The 21,082-nt window shown below is 42.4% G+C and carries 20 protein-coding genes; all 20 read right to left on the bottom strand.

Features of this window, described 5'->3' with window-relative positions:
• Positions 1-8: 8 nt before the first annotated feature.
• A complete protein-coding gene (locus tag ACEZ3G_RS04680; RefSeq protein ID WP_432424283.1) occupies positions 9-1,301 on the bottom strand; it encodes a phenylacetate--CoA ligase family protein in 1,293 nt (430 codons plus the stop codon).
• On the bottom strand, positions 1,298-2,992 hold the full coding sequence (locus ACEZ3G_RS04675) for a C45 family autoproteolytic acyltransferase/hydolase (RefSeq protein WP_432425147.1): 1,695 nt from the start codon (positions 2,990-2,992) through the stop codon (positions 1,298-1,300). Before ACEZ3G_RS04675 ends, ACEZ3G_RS04680 begins: the two co-directional genes overlap by 4 nt.
• 161 nt (positions 2,993-3,153) lie before the next feature.
• Entirely contained in the window at positions 3,154-4,701 is a 1,548-nt protein-coding gene (locus ACEZ3G_RS04670; RefSeq protein WP_432424282.1) for a phytoene desaturase family protein, read from the bottom strand.
• Complete coding sequence (locus ACEZ3G_RS04665) at positions 4,685-8,377, bottom strand: 1-acyl-sn-glycerol-3-phosphate acyltransferase (protein ID WP_432424281.1); 3,693 nt, start codon at positions 8,375-8,377, stop codon at positions 4,685-4,687. Before ACEZ3G_RS04665 ends, ACEZ3G_RS04670 begins: the two co-directional genes overlap by 17 nt.
• On the bottom strand, positions 8,370-9,539 hold the full coding sequence (locus ACEZ3G_RS04660) for a DUF2062 domain-containing protein (protein ID WP_432424280.1): 1,170 nt from the start codon (positions 9,537-9,539) through the stop codon (positions 8,370-8,372). Before ACEZ3G_RS04660 ends, ACEZ3G_RS04665 begins: the two co-directional genes overlap by 8 nt.
• A gap of 100 nt (positions 9,540-9,639) precedes the next feature.
• Positions 9,640-10,131, bottom strand: coding sequence for a hypothetical protein (locus tag ACEZ3G_RS04655; protein WP_432424279.1), 492 nt, complete (start codon positions 10,129-10,131; stop codon positions 9,640-9,642).
• A gap of 4 nt (positions 10,132-10,135) precedes the next feature.
• Positions 10,136-10,504 carry a 3-hydroxyacyl-ACP dehydratase gene (locus ACEZ3G_RS04650; protein WP_432424278.1) on the bottom strand — a complete coding sequence of 123 codons (369 nt, stop codon included), beginning with the start codon at positions 10,502-10,504 and terminating at the stop codon, positions 10,136-10,138.
• 5 nt (positions 10,505-10,509) lie between these two features.
• Entirely contained in the window at positions 10,510-11,097 is a 588-nt protein-coding gene (locus ACEZ3G_RS04645; protein WP_432424277.1) for a porin family protein, read from the bottom strand.
• On the bottom strand, positions 11,098-11,628 hold the full coding sequence (locus ACEZ3G_RS04640; RefSeq protein WP_432424276.1) for a hypothetical protein: 531 nt from the start codon (positions 11,626-11,628) through the stop codon (positions 11,098-11,100). It lies immediately after the preceding gene.
• Between the two features lie 58 nt (positions 11,629-11,686).
• Positions 11,687-12,304: a LolA family protein gene (locus ACEZ3G_RS04635; protein ID WP_432424275.1), complete on the bottom strand. Its 618-nt coding sequence runs from the start codon at positions 12,302-12,304 to the stop codon at positions 11,687-11,689.
• Entirely contained in the window at positions 12,297-13,073 is a 777-nt protein-coding gene (locus ACEZ3G_RS04630) for a polysaccharide deacetylase family protein (RefSeq protein ID WP_432424274.1), read from the bottom strand. The genes ACEZ3G_RS04635 and ACEZ3G_RS04630 overlap by 8 nt, the downstream gene beginning before the upstream one ends.
• Entirely contained in the window at positions 13,067-14,140 is a 1,074-nt protein-coding gene (locus tag ACEZ3G_RS04625; protein ID WP_432424273.1) for a beta-ketoacyl synthase N-terminal-like domain-containing protein, read from the bottom strand. The genes ACEZ3G_RS04630 and ACEZ3G_RS04625 overlap by 7 nt, the downstream gene beginning before the upstream one ends.
• Positions 14,137-15,336, bottom strand: coding sequence for a beta-ketoacyl-[acyl-carrier-protein] synthase family protein (locus ACEZ3G_RS04620; RefSeq protein ID WP_432424272.1), 1,200 nt, complete (start codon positions 15,334-15,336; stop codon positions 14,137-14,139). Before ACEZ3G_RS04620 ends, ACEZ3G_RS04625 begins: the two co-directional genes overlap by 4 nt.
• A gap of 133 nt (positions 15,337-15,469) precedes the next feature.
• Positions 15,470-15,727 carry a phosphopantetheine-binding protein gene (locus ACEZ3G_RS04615; protein WP_432424271.1) on the bottom strand — a complete coding sequence of 86 codons (258 nt, stop codon included), beginning with the start codon at positions 15,725-15,727 and terminating at the stop codon, positions 15,470-15,472.
• Positions 15,724-16,290: a 3-oxoacyl-ACP synthase gene (locus ACEZ3G_RS04610; protein WP_432424270.1), complete on the bottom strand. Its 567-nt coding sequence runs from the start codon at positions 16,288-16,290 to the stop codon at positions 15,724-15,726. The genes ACEZ3G_RS04615 and ACEZ3G_RS04610 overlap by 4 nt, the downstream gene beginning before the upstream one ends.
• A 54-nt stretch (positions 16,291-16,344) precedes the next feature.
• Positions 16,345-17,406, bottom strand: a complete 1,062-nt coding sequence (locus tag ACEZ3G_RS04605) for a methyltransferase (protein WP_432424269.1) — start codon at positions 17,404-17,406, stop codon at positions 16,345-16,347.
• Between the two features lie 89 nt (positions 17,407-17,495).
• Positions 17,496-18,644, bottom strand: a complete 1,149-nt coding sequence (locus tag ACEZ3G_RS04600) for a beta-ketoacyl synthase N-terminal-like domain-containing protein (RefSeq protein WP_432424268.1) — start codon at positions 18,642-18,644, stop codon at positions 17,496-17,498.
• Positions 18,637-19,068, bottom strand: coding sequence for an acyl-CoA thioesterase (locus tag ACEZ3G_RS04595; protein ID WP_432424267.1), 432 nt, complete (start codon positions 19,066-19,068; stop codon positions 18,637-18,639). Before ACEZ3G_RS04595 ends, ACEZ3G_RS04600 begins: the two co-directional genes overlap by 8 nt.
• Positions 19,058-20,326: an ABC transporter permease gene (locus ACEZ3G_RS04590; protein WP_432424266.1), complete on the bottom strand. Its 1,269-nt coding sequence runs from the start codon at positions 20,324-20,326 to the stop codon at positions 19,058-19,060. Before ACEZ3G_RS04590 ends, ACEZ3G_RS04595 begins: the two co-directional genes overlap by 11 nt.
• Positions 20,319-21,062, bottom strand: a complete 744-nt coding sequence (locus ACEZ3G_RS04585) for an ABC transporter ATP-binding protein (protein WP_432424265.1) — start codon at positions 21,060-21,062, stop codon at positions 20,319-20,321. The genes ACEZ3G_RS04590 and ACEZ3G_RS04585 overlap by 8 nt, the downstream gene beginning before the upstream one ends.
• Positions 21,063-21,082: the final 20 nt, after the last annotated feature.

The following is a 21,082-nucleotide window of genomic DNA, read 5'->3' as shown; positions in this document are numbered from 1 at the left end:
GAATATGTTCAACTTCTTTTATCGATGACGCTCACCGGTTTTCTTCCCAATTTGGATGTACGCAGTTTCTGTATTTCTTCTTTAGGGCAGAATTCAATGGTAGGAGTTACCCTTAGTTTTGAACGAAAATGATCTTTGATTTGCTGTAAAAGCTCTTGTGAAGATGATTGCGAGGCGATTTTGATCCGTATCTCATCAGTACCGATGGCGTTATGGTAGATTTCGATGACGAAGCTGTCCACTTGGGCAAAATCGTTCAGGGCATTGTGCATGGCGGGCGGGTATAGGGTAGTGCCCTTGTATTTCACCATTTGCTTTTTACGCCCTACGACCGGGCCTAAACGCCTTGTGTTTCTGCCACAGTTACAAGCGGTATCATGGGCAACGACCATATCACCGGTCTTAAAGCGCAATAAAGGCATGGCCTCGACCCCCAGGGTCGTTATCACCAGTTCACCTTCGCTGCCGGAAGGAACGGGATTTTCATTTTCATCCAATATTTCGGTAATGATAAGCTCGGGGTGTTCGTGCCCGCCTAGTTGTTCGGAACATTCGGTAAAAGCGGTGCTCATTTCGGTAGAGGCGTAGGTCGAAAAGAGTTCGATATTCCAGGCCGATTTGATTTTCTTTCCCAAGGTGTTCAATGAAAAATCCTGCTCGCGCAACGATTCCCCGATGCAGATGGCCCCTTTGATACCCGAAGCGTTCACGTCGATGCCGTGATGTTCGGCATATTCTATCAATATCAATAGAAAGGAAGGCACGACGATCAAATACGTAGGTTTGAATTTCAGGATAGTGTCCCATTGCAGTTCGGGAATTCCGGCCCCGACTCGGATAATTCCCGCGCCTAGTTTTCTGGCTCCCAAAAAATAAGCGAGTCCGGCCATGAAGCGACGGTCGATCGTTGTGGTCAGTTGAAGGATGTCATTTTCATTGACTCCGGCGCAAGCAAAAGAAACCGCCTCATTATAGGCCAGGCGATCTAGGTCGGCATCCGTAAGGCCAATGGTGACAGGTTCGCCCAAAGTACCCGAAGTGGTTACAAAATCGACGATCTTATTTTTGGGAACGCACAAAAAATCGTCATTATATTGTTGCAGCTGCTCCTTTGAGGTTGTGGGTATTCGTTTGAGGTCATCCATGGTTTGGACGGCATCTGCACTAATTTTATATCTTCTGAACAAACGGCGGTAATAAGGCGAATTTGAATTGAGATATTCAAAGAGTTCTCGAAGTCTCTTTTCTTGGAAGGATTTTATCTCAGTAGCCGATGCCCTTTCTATTTCCGGAATCTTCATTTATTCAATCTGCGTTTTAATCTGCGAATATAACGTTCTACTTTTTCTCGATCGGGCACCGTCGTAATTTCTTTGGCTTCCGCTTTCAAAAAGGCTTCGAGCGCAATGGTATCATATCCCTTTCTATAGTTGTACAACCCTATTAAATAATGAACTTCCCAAAATTCAGGATTGCTCCGCTCGAACGCTCTGAGCAGGTTTTGGTCCAAGTGCGCTCCGGAAGCCAAAGCATCGTTTATTCTGCTGCTCAGGATCCTGTATTTCTCATAATCACGGTAGGCTTCAGAACCTAAAAAAGGGTCTTCTGGGATATTCAGGGTTTCGACTGCCAAAGATTCATAAGAGGTAAGTCTTTGCTTTTCACCGAATATTTTTTTCAGGTCATAGGCGACGAATTCTCCCAATTGATAGGGATTGGATGAAACCCAGACCTTCAAGTCTTCCGGTTTAAAAACGATTCCATGGTGGGCCAAAAGCTGGTTCAACGCCTTTTCGTTACCATAACCGATTTCAGTATCACCTAATCCTTCTTTATTTCTTAGCATATCGACAGCGGTTTTGGGCGTAATTTTTGGATTTTCCTCTAAAAGTTCCTCCATCTTTTCATAACGATACATTGAGTGGCTCTCGAAGATGTGCTTTTGGTTTTTTTTATCGTTGGCATAAGCGGCGCTTTGAAAATGGTTCGAACAGATCAAGTGATCCGAATTCTGAACTTCGTACACCCCAAAATTATTTGGAGAGACTTCTATGATCGCCGCTCGTTTGTCTTTTGCGCTTCCTACAAAAATGGATTCAGAAACAAAAACTTCGCGTTTTTTGGCGATGGCAATGGCTTCTTCGATTGTTGATGCATATTGCAGTATTTCACGGGTAACCAGTGAAATGGGTGTTTTGGCGACCAACGGAAAATTCGATTTGCCCGCATTGATGGTCACGGTCAATCCTTGATCGTTCATGCCAGAAAGCACACCGATAAATCCGCCCCAGGTAACCGACATAAAATTGTGGCCTTCATCGGGTTTTACAAAGGCGATGATCTTATTTTTGGCGAATTCGTCGCCTGCATAAAAATCGAAATTACGGCCAATGATCAGTTGCCCGTCGTCGGTATGATCGCCCCAGGCCGCAAAAGATGAACAGCCGACCAGGGCCAGATCTTGTAGCGCATGCCCGATATCGTGCGCCCCGTGAAAATACATGACCCTGGGGTAGGCCTCGGCGATGTGGTCGAAATCTTTCGAGGCGTATTGGGCCATACCGTAAATTTCGGCCTTGTATTGCTCATCGATATTGAGGTACATCTTGCGATTGAACCAAGCCAAGAACTTACGTAATAAATTTTGTTTTCCTTCCGAAGGAACCAATTCATCTATTTTCTTAACAAAAATATGTTCCTGTTGGTTAAAAAGTTCTTGGGTGAGTTTTCCGGTTTTTAGGCCAAGTTCCAAAGGGTTGCCTTCTACAAAAAGCTCCCATTGGCCCTGTTTGTTCTTTGTGAGAAAATTATCATCCAACACAAAGGTCGAGTCATTGATCTTTACCCTATCGGGAATTTCAGTACGGTATTGCCCGACATTGGGCATCATATCACGAAGCGATTTTTTTACACCACATGAAGTGAAAAGAACGAACAAGGCGATTGCAATGGTCGATCTGACTGCTACAGGTCTTAATACCGTCGTGAATATCAATTTACATATCGTTTAAGTTGTCTTTTCTTTTGTTGGGAGCCAATTCGTGGTCAAACCGGTCATCACAATGGGTTTTTGCCTGCGGAGATAATTAAAGACTAAATCTTCTTTTGAAATATTCGCTACTTGCGTTATGGCAATGGTATTGAAATTTTCCATTACACCTTTGTTTTTTGCGATGTCTTGTTCTTCGAATTTACGATTTTATCCAATAAATATTTTCCGCCGAGTATCTCCGAGCAGGTAACGACACCGCTAATGGTAACCCCCAAAATACCGTGCATGTTGAGGCTTTGGCCTGTAAAAAATAGGTTTTCGATTTTCGTGCGCGGCGAAATGAACGATTTAAGAGGGTTGTTCGCATCTTTTATATGACCATACATGGAACCTTGCACGCTGCCAATATAGTCGCGATACGACAGGGGTGTCGAGGTATATATCGAATGGATACAATTACGAATATCAGGAAATTTCTTCTCGAGTTCTGTAAGGAAGATTTCGGTCTTCTTCAATTTAAATTCCTCATACGATTTGCCCCGATCATTTTTATGGGCAACAGTATTGAAGGTGTCGACCCAGGGCTCGACTTCTTCAAAGCGCATATACGTTATAGCAGTTAATTGATCACCCCAGTGGCCTTGATTTTTTCTTGTACCCATAGAGACCATATAGCTAAGGGGCCAATTTTGCTGGGTGTATTTCGGAGAATTCCACACGGCCTCTTCGTTCTTGTAATGATAATAGTTATGATTAAGGTACTTGAACGATTTCGGCTTCAAAGTGATATGGATACTAAATGCCGAAATGGTGCTTTCCATTTTTTCGATGCGTCGCGCGAACGATTTGCGAAAATGCCCTTCATCAGCAAGTTTTAATGTGCGCTTGGGTTCTATGTTCGATATAAAAAGCCCACCGTGAACCGTTTTACCCTTTTTGGTGGTTACTGAATTTACTCGGTTGTCTGAAACATTTATACGCGTTACTTCTTGATGTTTCACGGTATCCCCTCCAAAATTTTTCAGCCGTCTAACGAGCAATTTTGTTATTTGGCTACCGCCATCGGCACAGCGATAGGCACTTTCAATGAACGAATTGACAGAAAGGGCGTGTACATAAAAAGGAGTTTTTTCAGGGTCACCGGCATACAACATATTCGAGCCTGCAAGTACCGCCCTCAATTTTTCGTTTGTGGTCAGTGAATCGATATAAGCCTTTGCCCTTAGATTGAACAGGGCGGCATCATCATGATAAGGTTTTCCCGTTTCAAGATTGTACAGGGGAAATTTTTTGCACACTTCCTTCAACTTATCGCAATAGGTACGTATGGCTTTTTTTTCTTCAGGAAATTTTTTGACAAGATTGTTTATGAAGTTTTCATAACCTTGGGCATGGGGGTAAGCTATATGGTCATCGTCAAAAGTGATCAGGTCGAAACCGTCTTTATCAAGCTTTCGTAGTTGAAGTCCTTCAAGAATACCCAAGTAATCGAAATAACGGTAAAGATTTTGTCCTTCCGATAGGCCACCCAAATAATGTACGCCGGTATCAAAAATAGTTTTGTCACGCACAAAAGTCTGTAAGTTGCCGCCAAATTGATTGTTCTTTTCGAGTACGCAGACCGACTTACCCTCTCGTGCCAAGATATTGGCCGCGACCAATCCGCCCATTCCACTACCAATGATCACTACATCATAGTACTCCTTCATTCTGTTGCAAACCTCTTTTTAAGACTATAAAGTTATCATTTTGGTGGACTGTGGTGAAATTTGGGGGAGGTGATTCACCAAGACTACCTTTCAATAGTATCAAGATACTGATTTCATCCATTATTAGATCAGCAATTGATGCGATACTAAGGGATTTCAGGTTTAAAATGAGAACACTTGCCGGTCGGCCTAGTGCCTCATCAATAGAATCGACTGTGGTAATCTTACTATATCTATGGGTCAGATAATTATTTTTGAGTATGGCCCGGGCTTCAAGATCAGCTATAAAAGAGGTTATTTTTCGATCAATCGAATCCAATGCCAAGAGCAGATCCAATTGACCGAAATCTTCAGAGAGATGAACAATGGTGCTTTTTTCATTGACGTAGCCCAAAATATTCTTGTAGGTATCTTGATTGTTCTTCAAATCTGATTTGACCGATCTGTAGATCGCTTCACCTTTATGCCGGTAATTCTCCAAAATCAATTTATGCCAGTAGGTAGGGCCTTCGAGATTGTTGCGCCTTTTTCTGAATTCAGCCCTGAAATAAGCCCCAATATGCTTGGCACGTTGCGAATAACTCGCCCCAAAACGGGTGTCGTCATATGGAATTCTTTCCATAAGTTCAGCCGTTATCGCCCCGTCGCGAATAATAAAACTGTCTTTGGGCGAGACCTCTGAACATCCATGGATCATTATTGGAACAATATCGAGTTGCAATTGTTCGGCCAAATAAAATGCTCCCTTATGAAAACGCTTTATCTTGTTGTTCGTTGAGCGGGTGCCTTCGGGAAAGGCTATCAATGAAAATCCTTGTGCGATTTTTTGCTTAAGATAGGCCTCGCCATTTTCTACTCCCCCGGATACCGGATAGGATCCGTGCAATCTCGCGGCGTAGCCTACGGTCTTGGAGTTATAAACATGGTCCTTAACAAGATAAATGGATTTAGGGTGCAACATACCCATGACCAAAATGTCAAGAAAAGAAGTATGATTGGCGATCAACATGGCTGGCTTGTCAAAGGTTTCATTGTCATGATTTATTACATGCTTCGATAAAAACGGATTTGTATAAAGCACCGATTTCATAAATTTTGAAACTACATAATGCAGACCTGATTGCGGTTTCAACCTTGCGCCCGGATCGATTTTGAGGTGAAACCAAGAATAAATGCCGAACAAGATGCCCCCAAGGTCAAAATACCCGAATGAAAGCAAAGAGTGCAATAGAATTCTTGGTTGAATCGGTCTTTTATCGGTATCACCCAAGAACAATCTAAAAAGCAACGGCTGAATAATAAATGCAACAAGTACGGCACATAGAATACCTACCAATGATACCGTTGAAATGGTAAACAGCACCGGATGTTTGGCAAATACCAGAACACCGACTCCAGCTATTGTGGTGATTACAGAAAGTAGTATCGAGGTTTTGTGGGTGGGCAATGTCTTTTCGCCCGTTCGATATCGTATCAACAATCCGTTTGTGATAAAAATGCTGTAATCGACGCCCAGGCCAAAAATGAAGCTACATATAATAATATTGAAAATATTGAATTCAATGTGCAAAAGCCCCATAATGCCTACCGTGATGAACCAGGTCATAAAAATCGGCACGGCGGTGATCAAGGTCAAGGTGAGACTTCTATAATAGACGAACAGGATCAAAAGAACCACGACCAATGAATAGCCCAACAAGCGATTAAAATCATTTTTTAGATTGCCCAAAAACGTTTCATTGACATGTTGGCGATCAACAAGCAGTGTGTTGGCAGATTCCTCGAACTGTCTATATATGAGGTCTGTTTTTGTATCATCGACCTTGATCAACGACGTTATGGTCACTCCATTTGGATCTTGAACGAGATAATCGTCAATCGAAAATGATTTGATCGGTTTTAAATCATCAATTCTTAATATTCGGAACTTGTTTTCCAGATGGTCTTGGAATTCCGAAAAAGCATTCTTTTTAAATCCAAGTTCTGTTCCACTATCGTTTAAATTTTGCTTAAGGGTGTTTATTTTTTCGGGATTCCAAAATTGTTTCCATGCATCGATTTTTTGCTCTTGCAAATGCCTCGATTTTATTAGGGCGCCGATTGATGAATAACTAACGATCTTATTGTTCTTCTTTAATCGTTCAAGTTTTTGGAACAGGCTGTCGTTCTGTTGCAATACCTGTTCGAGGTCATCGCCATATGTAGATACATAAATGGATTTCGAACCAATATCAGTCAGTTTTTCAAGGCGTTCACGGGCATCGAGCAATGTTTGGGTCTCATAGTTGAGTTTGGCGATATCTTGGTCAAAAACGACTCTGTTATATGTAATGAGACTGATAACAAAAAGGACGGCAAGTGCTGAAATCGCGAATCTATTCTTGTGTAGGTCGTAGCTTGCCAAGCGATCCAAAAGAGTGTGCTTGTTGCTAACACTTGTATTTTTATAGGCATGTGGAATAAGTATTAAGGCAAAAACAGAAGCCCCTAAAACACTGATAGCTGCAAAAATACCCAAGTCTTGAAGGGCCTGTGAATCGATAAAGAGAAGACATAAAAAGGCCGATGCAGTGGTCAGACTGCTTATAAAAACTGAAGGTGCGACCTCTTGATAGAGACTTTCAATCGATTTTCCGTTACGAATGTGTGTCAATATATGAAGACCATAATCTAAAGTTACGCCAAGTAGAATAGATCCAATGCCCAAGGAAAGTGCTGAAACCTTGGTTCGGATCAGACATAGAAAGGCGACTGCCAACACTCCCCCGAAAAGGGTCGGTGCAAATAGAATTATCGGCAACAATAATTTTCGATAAAAAAGAATGAGTACAAAAAGTAGTAGGGTCAGGGCGATACCCACCGTAAATTGAATGTCATGCTTTATCTGATTTGCATTGGATACTGCGCTCAATGCCGCCCCAAAATATTCACCTTTGACCCGAGAAACATATTTGGCATCGAGATTATCTTGAATTTCATACAGTGCGTCTGTGAACGGTAAATTTCGATTTGTTTCGTTAGAGCCGAATTTCGGGGTGATAAATAGCAAGATATTCTCCTCCTTATCATTCATCAAGAAGCCCTGTTTTATTTTAAAACCGTCGCCGAAACTTAATTGTTCTAGTTTTTTCAAGGCAATGAACGAAAGCCCCAACGGATCTTTTAAGATGTTTTTTTTGGAGACGATCCCCGTTGGTGACAATAACGTTCTGTAATTCGCCAAAGTAATTTGGTCGATACTATCTTTTGATAACTTATTCTGAATTATGTTATAATCGGAAGCATCTAGAAATATGGGTAGGTTTTCGTAGACAAGGTCCAATGTTCTGGGCACATCACCGGGGTCGACCCTTCCTTGTATTTTCTTGATAAATTCCCCCTGGCTTGTTTCGATACTATCGAGAAATTCATTGGCGTAGGCAATAAGGTCATCTACCGAACCTATCGAGTCCTTTCTTATGTTGACCACGATCTTGTCAGTAAAAGCGATCGATTCAAGTATTTTTTGTATCCGTTCGCTATCCTCAGTGGCGGGGATCAGCGAGGTAATGTCATCGTCGAACTCGATTTGTCGGGCAGTGAAGAACAGCACTGAGACCAGTAAAGATAGTGTTAGAAGTGCCCACCACCTGTTTTTAGCTATGATTCGATATGCACCTACAAGAAAATCAGCCATTTTCAACGGCCATTTTGCGTTTTGCGAGATGTGTCAGAACCATATATCCTAACAATCCGGATATCATGGAAACCAAGGAAGCAAAAACCAGACTTCCTACTAAATAGGTTTTTAGGCCTTTCAGGGTTACAAGGTTGTCCGTAATATTTTCCAAAGAAAAGAAGTGCTCTTCCCCGGTGAGCCAAACACCGGTTTGTAGACCGGCATATACGACAAAGGGAATGAAAGGGGGCAGGCTAATATTTGAAAAAGCAAAGGCGATTGCCTTGTTCAACCGGAAAATAAATGCAGATCCCAAAACGAGAACCGTGTGCAGGCCCCAAAAAGGGCTCAACCCGACAAAAAGGCCCAGTGCGATCGAAAACGCTTTTTTTTGCGGCGAATCATGGCTGCCGAGCACATCTTCGGTCAAAAACTTTTTGATTCCCTTTCTTTTCAGGCGACGAAAGAAATTTCGCGGCTTGATATAAAAGATGGCCACGATCACGAACCAAGTATTGAGCACACTGATACGTGCAAAATCGGATACTTTTCTAAAATGTGAGACACGTTCGTCCGCATCGTACGAAATCTGCACGGGAACGTTTTTCACGCGTGTACCGTGCCATGATGCTTTTACGATTACTTCGATTTCAAACTCGAATTTAGGCGTGTAGAGCTTTAGGTCGGCGATTTGCTTTAATGGGTACAGTCGAAAACCACATTGTGTGTCGCTTAACCAAGTGCCCGTCTCGAACCAGAACCAAAAATTCGAGAATCTATTGCCGAAACTGCTGCCTCCGGGGACATCTGACTGTTCCATGTTACGTGCACCGATATAGAGTACGTTTTTGGTCTCCTCTTTTTCAAGGGCATCCAAAAAGACAGGAATGTCCTCGGGAAAATGCTGTCCATCCGAATCAATTGAAATCGCAAATTCATAACCTTGCTTTATGGCCTCATCGAAACCTGTCCGTAGTGCATTTCCCTTTCCTTTGTTGTCCGGAATATGTATTCTTTTTATTTGGGGGTAGGCATCCAAGATCTCTTTCGTGCCATCGGTAGCGCCGTCATCGATAACGATGATATTGAAGGTCTGTTTCAGAATTCCGTCCAACACCTTTTGCAAAGTGCCCGCGTTGTTGTAGGTAGGTACCAATACACAGCATTTTAGCCTTTGCATGGTTTCTTGAACAAACGGGGTAGGGACCGACACTATGAATCAATTAATGATCCTTATAACAAGGAGCTGTATTTTATAGCAAAGATAGCGATTCAAATGCCTAAAACAATTGCTTTTCACTATCGGTGAAGAAGCTTGATCCGGTCACGTAACCTTTGACGAAGAGCCTCGCCCCATTGTCGGTCATGGTAGTGTAGTTGGCTAGTATGAATTTCTTGTCCTCAGCCATATTTTTGTGATAGCCGGTAATTTTTGGGGCGTTTTCTTGAACGCTCAGGCGAATACATCGAATCTCAACATTGTTCGGGTCACTTTGCACGGCATGTTCCAATAACTCTTTGCCTTCTTTGAAAAAAAGCTTTTTGTCTTTAATACGTTGGGCGTAATCGGCCATTATCGTAGTAACCGCCCCCTTGTACGCCAATAGTACCGGAACATCGTTTTTGGTCACCGAAATTAACTCGTCGTGCAGTTTTTTTGCCACCTCTTCATTGTTCGAAGCCTCGCGATATTGATTGCGTACTGATGCCAAGTCGGGCAAAACATCTGTCAATAGCAATCCTATAAAAAGAAACACGAGTTTTAAGCGCATCCTATTACGATAAAGTTTTGAAAGTAGCGTTCAATTTTAATGCCACAGTATCCTCGAAGGAAGTTGTATTTTTGACTTTAACGATTGCATCCTCTTCGGTAATGTCCAAAACCAGCTGTATAATACCGTTCTTTTCAGGATTGATAATCGCCATGAATTTTACGTTCGAGGCTACGGATAAAAACAATTTTTTTTCGAGGGCCTTTTCGGTAAGCTCTTTGATTATCTGGATCATGCAAACACCTGGCATGACCGGATTGCCCGGAAAATGACCTTCGAATACCCTATGGTCTTTGTTCAATTGTAAGGTTGCCTTAACGCTCTGGTCTTCGAACCTGAAATGTTGAATAGTATAAAGGCCTTTGATCAGCATGGATTTTAGAGTTTGAATTTATACGATGCGCCAAATTGAAAAACACCGTTGAGGTTGCTGCCCGGTTCTTCGTAAAGATTGTTTTCACCCAAGAAATCAATACTTATGGTGCCTTGCTTGTAACGCGCTTCCAAGGTCAGTCCAAAATCGAATTCAAAACCTATTCCGCCCAATGCAACCACATCGACCGGTGATATTTCGTCGTCAAAGTCGAAATTGGTCAAGCCGACAAAATTATTTTTTAGATTGACATCAAGACCGAGCCCCAGTATGAAATGGAACCCATTTTTCGGGCTGACATAAAATTTGTTCGGAATGCCGATCGAAAAATAATTGATGTTCAAATCGCCATATTCATCGGAATTCGACTTGCCGCCCTGACTGGAATAAAGCAGTTCGGGCTGCAAGGCATAATAATCGGAAACGGGGATTTTCACAAAGGCACCGATATAGAGCCCTGATTTTGAATCGAGCCTAGTATTACTGACATTCGAACTGTTCAGGCCCAACTTGACACCCGGCCTTACCTGTGCCTGAACAAAGCTTAAAAAAGACAATGCCAAAATCAAAAAGAAGATCTTTGTCTTGCACATTTACAATAGGGTTAAAATGATTTCGAGTTTGACATTTTGATGGATAATCCGTATTTCTTCTGCAATGTTATTATTAATTCGCGAGAACGAAAAAGTAACTTTCTCTTTTTCTCGGGCGGTACGCGAGATTTTTGTCAGTTGTTCACCTGTGAACCAATAATAATGTTTTTTAGATAGGATTTCGGCCGCAACAATTGTGTTTTCGGTTTTGGCAAACATTTCAAAAATCTCGGGTTTGGCGCTGATCAGGGCTAAAAAATCGCTTTTTAGTATATTTTTGAGTGCTTTTTTGTCCATTTCGGGCAAAATGCGGTTGATTTTGAATTCTTCATCGATAAACTCAAAATCAAAGATCGTATTGCCCATTTCCGTGGTGAAAACGATTCGATGATGGTCTTCCCCAAGCTTTTTTACAATGAAAATGCCTCCGAACGATTTGTCAAAAGCCTTTATTCTGGCTTTGTAAACATAATCTTTTGAAATTTGTGAAAAATAGGGATTAAGCAATTCGAATGGCACCGGTGTCTGCAAAACAAATCCATTTTTACTCGGATAGGATGCGCATCCCGTTACCAGAAAAATACAAAGGCTAATGAACAAAATCCGCATCGGAAAGAGGTTGGTTCGTTTGTCGGTTGCCAAGTACGATTCGGGTATAATCTCCAGAGGGTTCTATCATTTTAACCGATTCGACCTCCCCGCTTTTATTGAAGGTAAGATGAAATGCCTTGATAAAATCTCTAAGCTGCGAATTTTTAGGTGAAAAATGCACGATGCTTCTTTCATCTTTTGCGAAATATGAAATATCAAATTGGTCATCATCAAACATATCGCCTTGAATGCTCGCCGTGATCAAATGGTTAAGTTGTTCAAAGATTTTATTTCCGCCAACATCCATATTGCTCTTGTTTCCATCATCGTTGATGTAGAGTGCCTGATCTTTGAATATTATGGAATAGGCAAAAGGCTCCGCGTACTCCCATTTAACCATATCAGGGGCTTTGAACGCCATCTTGCCCTTCGACTCAATATCGTTGGCCAGAAAGTCAAGATGTTTGTATTGTGTGAAGTCGCTGGTAATGGTTCGGGTCTTTTCGGCCTGTTCTTTGACTATTGCTCTCAGCTTCTCGGCTTCGCTCGAGGTCAACTTGGTCTGGGCATTCAAGGCAACAACCATGAAAACGAATAAATAAAAAAGTTTATGCATGTGAATCGATATCCAACAATTGTTCTACGGTAACGGACCGTAAATTTTTCTCTTGCAAAAATACCAATAACCGTTCCAAAACCTTTATCGTCTTTTCGCTGGTGTCGTGCAAGAGTATAATATCGCCTTTGGAGACTTTTGAGGTGATACGCCTCAAAACGGTTTTTACAGGGCGCGAGGTGGTATCCAAAGATCTGACGTTCCACCCAATGGGTTTTAACTCCAACTGTTTTACCGCCTTTTCAATGTTGGGGTTTGTCACCCCAAATGCCGGTCGATAAAGATTCGTATCGCTGTCGGTCAGTTCTTTTATCAGCGATTTTGTTTTCCTTAGTTCTTCCACAACTTTCGATGTGCCAAAAAAACCAAAGGCCTCCGGGTGTGAATAGGTGTGGTTGCCCAAGGTATGCCCTTCTTCAATGATCCGATTGGTCAGGTCTGGATATTTTTCCATGTACTTGCCAACACAAAAAAAAGTTGCTTTCGCCCCATTCTTTTTCAAGATTTCAAGAATTTTCGGGGTGATTTCCCTATTCGGGCCATCGTCGAAAGTTATCGAAACCCAATTTTCGTTGATGGCTTTATTGGAATGATACGATTTTAAATGATAGTTCCACTGAACAAAAAATGAACCAAGAACGGTAAGTGATAACCATATGAATAAAACCGCTGCATAGGTCGAATATGGAACGGTAATAACAAAATTCAGTCCCGCTAATGCCAACAGTAGAACGATTGCAACGGTATTGACCGATTTTCTTTTCAACATTTACGGAGCAGGGTGAAACTATGGTTTTCACCTCGATATTGATTATAGCACAAGATAAGCTTAGGTTCTGAAACCTCGACGGAATTCAGACGTAATACCGGGGGAATGTTATGATGTCTTATTATTTTGTTCCCCAACCAAAATGCAAATCCGGATGCGGTATCGAATTCTCCGACCAGATGTTTGTAATAGATTTGGCAGGTATTTGAAAAAAGGCCATTCGCCAGACCATCATAATAGCCGTCGAATTCAACGTCACCGTTGTATCCCAAAATAATGAGGTCGATCGAATCGGAAGTCAGGTTGTTTTCTTCCAAAAAGGATCGTGCTTTTTCCGAAACTTGGTTTTTGGACAAATTGTTAAATGTGGAGACCCCCACCAATTCGGCATGGCAAGAATGGCTTTTTTCACCCGAAAGCACAAAAAAATGTGCACCCTCTGAAAAAATGGCTCCTTTGGTGCCCGATTTTAATACGGCCATTGTCGCTACCGGCTCTTGCTTGATATGTTCTATCAGGCGGTGGGTGTCAATATGATGATCCACCAATTCATCTACCCCGCCCACCAAGATATTGTCTGCCTCTTTATTTTCAAGTTGCAATTTTGCATCGAGCAAGGCAGACTCAAAAGAAATGGCCGAGTGTACATAGGTAAAATTATGACCCTTACAACCCATGCCCAAGGCCAATTGACCCGCTACGGTATTATGGGATGATTGTATAAAACGTGTGGGGGTCAAATACTGTTCATTGTTATCGATAATATCTCTCACAAATTTTTCGGAATCTCCGATACAGCCCAATCCGGTACCGACGATTATGGCATCGATTTTATTTTCCTCCAAATCGGCCTCTTGAATCGCGGTTTTGGCACTTACCGTACTCATTTTGATTCCCTTGGCCATTCTTCGAGCCGCAGCAGGCGGGATATAGCTTTTATAGTCGGGCGATATCACATTTATTATCGTATCGCTGCGATACGTGACATCTTCTAAGAAGACCGAATTGTCGAACGTCTTTTGGGCAGAAACAGACCCAATACCATTTATATATACGGGTCTTGTCATTTGGCCTTCGAAAAAATAAGTGTTGAGCAATTGCCTCCAAAGCCAAATGAGTTCGAAAGTACCGTATTCAATGGTTTGTTCTTGACCTTGGTGACCGGGCTGATATCAAACTCCTTCATTTGGGTCTTGTAATTCAGATTCGGAAAAATAACATCGTTTTGAAGCCCCAATATCGAATATACGGCTTCCACACCGCCAGCGGCCGCCAATGTGTGACCGGTAAAAGCTTTTGTAGAACTGAATTCGGGAACTTTGCCGTTGAACAAGCGAATGAGAGCCCTACCTTCAGAAAGATCATTATTCGGGGTAGCAGTACCATGCGCGTTGACATAGTCGATTTCAGAAGGGTCCATACCCGCAACTTCCAGTGCCTTTTGCATGGCCAAAACGGCCCCGTCGCCATGTTCTGAAGAAGCCGTTTGATGATAGGCATCATTGGCATTGCCATATCCCTTCAAGTAACCGAGTACTGTTTTATTTTCTTTGTTTACAATGGCATCGGATTCAAGTACGAGGTAAGCCGCCGCCTCCCCTAAATTCAACCCTTTACGGTTATCATCGAAAGGTGTATTGTACGTGTCCGATAGTATCATTAGTGTTTTGAAGCCATTGATCGTGAATTTTGAAAGACTATCGGTGCCCCCTACGATGACCCGATCCAATTGTCTTGATTTTATCATGCGGGCACCTAGCATAATGGCATTGGCCGCTGATGAACAGGCCGTGCTAATCGTGGTTACAAAACCTTCTTTAAGACCGATATGATCTGCGATTTTTTTGGTGGAATCGCCTGCATGTAACCCTGTGATGTGCTGTCGAACCTCGGGCCGGTCAAAATAGTCGTAGAAATACTGTTCCGATTTGTCCATTCCCCCAACGGTCGTTCCTGAAATGAACCCTGTGCGAACGTCATTGATATCTAAAATACCTGCTTGTTCGACGGCTTCCTGAGCGGCGATACAACCTATAAGAACGGTACGTGAGTTTTGGTTTTCAAGAAATTTAAGCCGCTTCTCCAAGGTCGGGTTGTCGTCCTTGATTTCGCCGACCATTATCTCATCTTTGTGTACGGTTTCGATCTGTGTTATCTTATCGATACCGATCTTGCCCGATATCAGCGATCTGTAGTTCTCCGAGACATTGCCGCCAATGGCCGAGATTATTCCAATACCTGTTATTGCCACACCTGCGCCCATATCGAATTCAATGTTGTTATCGCATCATTTAAAAAGTACGAATATCACGATTTAAAAGGTTTTTTTGCTCGCACCGACAATTGCATATGATTTCAAGAGAAATGGTAAGAAACCTATACGGTATATGAAGGCTTTAAGCACTTCTATTCGCTGTAATATAGGCAGCCATTGTTTCTACCGATTCAAAAATTTTACGACCTTCTTTAGGGTCGGCCAATTTGATACCGTAGTCTTTATCGAGCATAACTATAAGTTCCAAGGCATCAATCGAATCTAGACCCAAACCTTCACCAAAAAGAGGGTCTTGGTCCGCAATGTCATCAGCCGATACGTCTTCAAGGTTGAGTTGCTCGATTATTTTTTCCTTCAATTCTAATTTCAATTCGGTCATTTGTTCTGATATAATCTTGTTATTTGATGTGTAGAATGTGTAAAAATACCACTCTTGCCCACAACGTACAAAAACGCCTTGTATTTTTCACCGTCAAGTTCGGTCCATCCGCATAATACTTTCTCAGCTTTTTTTTCAAGAATCAGGCTTTCCGTATAGGTGTGCAGATACTGGGCATTGAATTTTTCAAAGATAAAAAAAGCATTTTCTGAATGGAGCTTGTGTTTAATGCTTATTTCGCCCATACAGATATTGGGCAACGTATAAACAAAAACGGCAGGGCTTGGAAAATATGAGTCATTTTTGGAAATCGATTCTTGATGTCTACGATCCGTATCCAAGCTTGCGGCCCGGTTCGAAAAGACCAATGCAATATTTTGTTTTTCCTTGATATTGTCATCCTTTAGAAGCAGGTCGGCGGCCAAAAAGGCCAACTTGCTGAGATTGTCCATTTTAAAGAACTTCGAATAATCGATGTCGAACTTCTTGTAAGCCGATTTTGCAAATGAAACAAAGTCCGTTCCTTTTTGTTCATGAACGGTGGTGCCGTTCAATGAAACCATATTATTACTTATGTGGCAATGACTTGCTATGAATAGTTCTTGGGTCAATGTCGATTATTGCTTTTTACAGACCAGCAAGGTATGGAATTCCCCGACACCAATGTCAGATTTGATTTCCAATCCTGCTTGTTGAATGAGATCGATAAATTCGGTGGCCTTGTACATTTTGCTGTTGCCATTTGCCATTACGGTGAAGTAGAGCGAGGTGGCTTCTAAAGTAAAGCGTGCGTTGTCAAATTTTTGACGATCTGTGAAGGTTTCCATGATCAACAGCTGGGTATCATCGCGCATAGAAGCCACACAGGCAGTCAATATTTTTAAGATTTCTTCTTTTGAGAAGCAGTCCAAAAATTGGCTCATCCAAATGGTATCCGCTCCATTTGGAATTTGAGGGTCTTCGGACAACCAATCGATTTCTTGACCCGAGATACGATTTTCAAGGCCTTTGTTTTTGGCGTTTATCAAAGCTTTTGACAATTGACCCGGCAGGTCAAAGATCAACACATTTACAGTCGGGTCGTAGGCACAGCATTGAATGGCAAACTTGCCCGTGTTGCCACCGATATCGAAAAGTACTTTGGGCTTGTGTTCGAAGACCACTTTTAAAGCTTCGTCAAAAACACCATCTGAATAAAAGTGGTCGAACTCGAACCATGATTTCTGAGCATTGGGTTCTAATTTGGACAAACCTTCGTAAATGGTGGGCCAAGGCCCTAATTCTTTCAGTCCTTCCGGTTTATTGTTTTCGACCGCCTCTTGCAAATGGAAAAGGCCCTGATAACAGACATCTTGCGTAAAATTCAGATTGATTTCCGTCATCTTATTGCAAGTTAAGAAATACCCGGTTTTGGTCAATTCAAATTTATTGTCCTTGTTCTTTTGTACAATATTTGAACTTTCAGCGATTTCCATCAGCACACCTAAACCATAATCGCCGATGGACAATGCTTCCGCTATTGTAGAAAAATCGACACCGCCTTGATTGCCGTTTTCAAAGATGTAGTCCAATACCCCCATTCTTTTTAAGGTGATAGTCGTCTGAAAAACAAAGGGTGCAAATGCTATCTTTTGGGCTTCTTCTAGAGCATGAATGGCTTTGATTGTTTTTTTTGGCATTCTCGGTAAATTAATGGAGGACAAATTTAGGGATTAGCCTGCAATTTTGGCGTAACGGTAGAAAATATGCTTTCTGCACTTCGTTATGTTTACACGGCTGCTTTTCGAAAAACTACAGCGGTATTGCACCCTCCAAACCCCGAGGCGGTTTTTATAAAGGTATTCAAAGCTGCGGATTTTGTCTTTTCGATAATGTTCAAAGGTTTGGATACACCCATCTCGCGAAATCCTTTCGAAGCGTAAAGTGTATTTGAATGTAAGGAGTGCATGCCTACGATCGTTTCAAGAAGTCCAGATGCCCCAAGTGTGTGGCCGAAATAACCTTTAAGACTATTGAGCGGCGCATTTTGTAATCCGGCGCGGTTGAAGGCAATAGCTTCCATTTCATCATTGAACGGAGTGGCCGTGCCATGGGCGGAAATAAAATCGATGTCCATAGGCGAGATTTGGGCTTGCCCCATCGCGGAAATTACACTTCTATAGAGCCCTTCTCCAGTTCGAGACGGACCCGAGATATGATTGGCATCGTTGCAGGAAGATTCGCCCAATATTTCAACGGAGGTATCATCAAGTTTTGCGATGTCTTTGGTCACAAGTGCACTGGCCCCGACTTCGCCGATGTTAATGCCCGAACGGGTCTTGCAATAGGGGCGACATGGTTGGTCGCTCAAAGCCTGAAAGGCGTTGAAACCCGAAAGAATGAATTTGGTGACCAGGTCGCCTCCGGCAACGAAAACGTGGTCAAATCTACCTTGCCGAATAAATCGCTTTGCCATGGCAATCGCCAAAATACCAGAAACACAGGCATTGGAAAGTACAATGGCGTCATTTTGAAAACCAAGAAAATTCTTGATTTTTCGGCCCATTTCACTCAAATAAACCCGATTTTCGTCAAAAGGACTATTTTCTTGCAATACATCGATATTGCCCTTTGTGGTCGAAAGTATCAAACCGACCCTTTCGTTTAGTTCGATTCCGGAAGCTGAAATGATATTCTCCAATGCCAAGATGAGCACTTTTTCAAGTTTGGTATGGGGTTCCTTGGGCCTCATACGGTCAAATGCTTTATCAAGTTTGTCATTTGAAATTCGGGAAGCACAAAAACGATCAGGAAGAATTGCTTTGTCTTCGAATACCTGAAGACCGGACACTTCCTTTTTTATGCTTTCGATTGCGGATGGGGAGTCGAATCCGTAAGAGGAAATAATGGAATTGTATGAGAGGTAGGTCCTATCCATTCAACAGGCCTACTTTTTGCTTCCATTTTCTAAAGAACTCGGGTATTGTCAATGAAAGTTCACCTTGCAACTCTACGAAGACCTGTACCGTTCTGCCTGTGCAAACTACTTGTCCCTTGGGGTTCATCACTTCGTATTTGAAGACCATTTTGGCCGCTTCCGAATCGACATACGTGGTCTTGATGGTAGCTACGTCGCCATAGGTCAAGGGCAGTTTGTGTTCGCAATGTGATTCTACGATCGGGGTGGAAAAATTATTTGCCTTTTGGTCGAGATAAGAAATGCCGTGATGACGCCCGAAGGCTTCACGACCATCTTCGAAATATTGAATGTAATTACCGTGCCATACAATGCCAAGGGGGTCGACTTCCGCGAATCGAATACGCACTTCGCTGGTAAAACTGATTTCTTTTTTAGACGGCATTCCTACGTTCGTTATAGATTACTGCAATAATGACGGTCAGTATGAAAAACCCGAATAAGAGTGAAATTTCAGGAAGAATCTCGCCCAATCCGACATTGCGCAAAAATACGTCATAAAAGGCACTTAGTCCCCAATTCATTGGTGATAGTTGTGATAACGTCTGCATAAAACCGGGCATGGCAAAAACAGGTACCCAGACCCCGCCGATAGCTGCCAATATAACTACTAAGGTCGCACCAAAAGGTGCGGACTGCTCTTGGGTCTTGGCTATGGATCCCAGAAGCAAACCCAAACCGATTGCCGCCAAACCTGCAAAAAAGGCCACTACGAACAAAAGGGGCAACCTTCCGTCAACATCTAGTTTTGGCAGACCGATCAATGGGAATAAATAGAGGCCCACCAAAATCATCAGGGTAAACTGGATCAGTGCCACCGACAGAAAGACCATGGTCTTTCCGCCCAAAACCGTGGCATACGAAACGGGCTGTGTTCGTAAACGGACAAATGTTCCTTGGTTTTTTTCTTTGACCATATTTATAGCAAGGGGCAATATGATGAAGAAAATGGCAAAAAGTGACCATGCCGGAATATTGTGCTGGGTAGAATTCGGAATCACGGCCGACCGCCCTGCTTTGCTCGGAACGATTTCGGTGAATCGAATAAAGGGTTCTGTGTCAAAAATTTCTTCGGATGGGTCATCGGTAAGTTCTTCTTGAAAAGCTTTGTAAATGGTCTGGGATTCTATTTTGGAAACCATTTGGTCTATACCGCTTTTAACTGAGTTACGGAATGAAAATTGGGTGGCCGGGTCAAAATAGAGTTTGACCTCTTTGGTGTTCGTTTTCGATTTTCTCCCTGAAATTTCCTCTTCCCCGCTGAATTTTGCCAAAATGGTTGCCACATTCTCCGAAACCTTTAAGTCAAGGTCCTTCGATAGGTCTTCAGGTATCACGATGGCCAATTGGTATTCTCCATTCTGTACCGATTCTTGCACTTTTCTTTCGTCAGAACTGATTACGACCGTGAACTGATCCGAGTTTTTCAATGTTTCGCGAATGTTCTCTGAAACCTGCCCATTGTCATTATCAACGAGCAATATCGGAATCTTTGTTTCTTTCAAGGTCTTAAAAGTGCCATCTTGAACAATGGTTATGGTAATGACCAAAAGAAGCGGCATCAAAAAAAGAACTGCAATTCCACCGATATCACGGATCAAAAGCAAAAATTCTTTGTATGTCGAGGCCAAGAGCTTATGCATGGTCGCGTAATGCTTTTCCGGTGTGGTTCAAGAACACGTCTTCGAGATTTGTGGCTCCCTTTTGATCATTTATCAAGCTTTTAGGTCTTCCGATAACGATCAATTCACCGTTATCGATAATCGCGACGCGAGTACAAAAATGCTCGGCTTCGTTCAAATGGTGCGACGTGTAAAATATGGTCGTGCCACCAGTGTTGAGCGTGAGCAAATGTTCGATGATGGCGTTCTTCGACTGTACATCGACGCCTACGGTGGGTTCGTCTAGAAACAACACTTTTGGGTTATGCAGAATGCCGGCTATCAGATTGATACGCCTTTTCATTCCGCCCGAGAATGTTTTTATCTTTTTATTGGCAAAATCTGACAGTCCGAGAATCTCCAGGTTATTTTCGATGCCATCAGTCAACGATTTGCCTTTTAGCCCGTACATGCCGCCGAAATAACTTAGGTTTTCAAAAGCGGTAAGTGTCGGATATAGCGCATATTCTTGGGGTACGATACCTATGTGCTGCTTAAGTCCGTTCCTGTTCGATCTATAATCAAGACCATTTATCGAAAAACTTCCCGAAGAGGGTTTCAGTAATGAACTCAACATCGATATCAATGTTGTTTTGCCTGCACCGTTGGGACCCAAAAGGCCAAAAATCTCTCCTTCTTCGATGACCAGATCGATATTATGTACCGAATAGGCATCGGCATTTTTATATTTTTTGGAAAGATTGTTGATTTGGATCATATCATAAAATCATCCAGAGG

This window comes from Meishania litoralis (assembly GCF_042611095.1).
GTDB lineage: Bacteria > Bacteroidota > Bacteroidia > Flavobacteriales > Flavobacteriaceae > Meishania > Meishania litoralis.
Note: the sequence above shows the minus strand (reverse complement) of the source record. Positions and strands in the feature narration are given on the sequence as shown.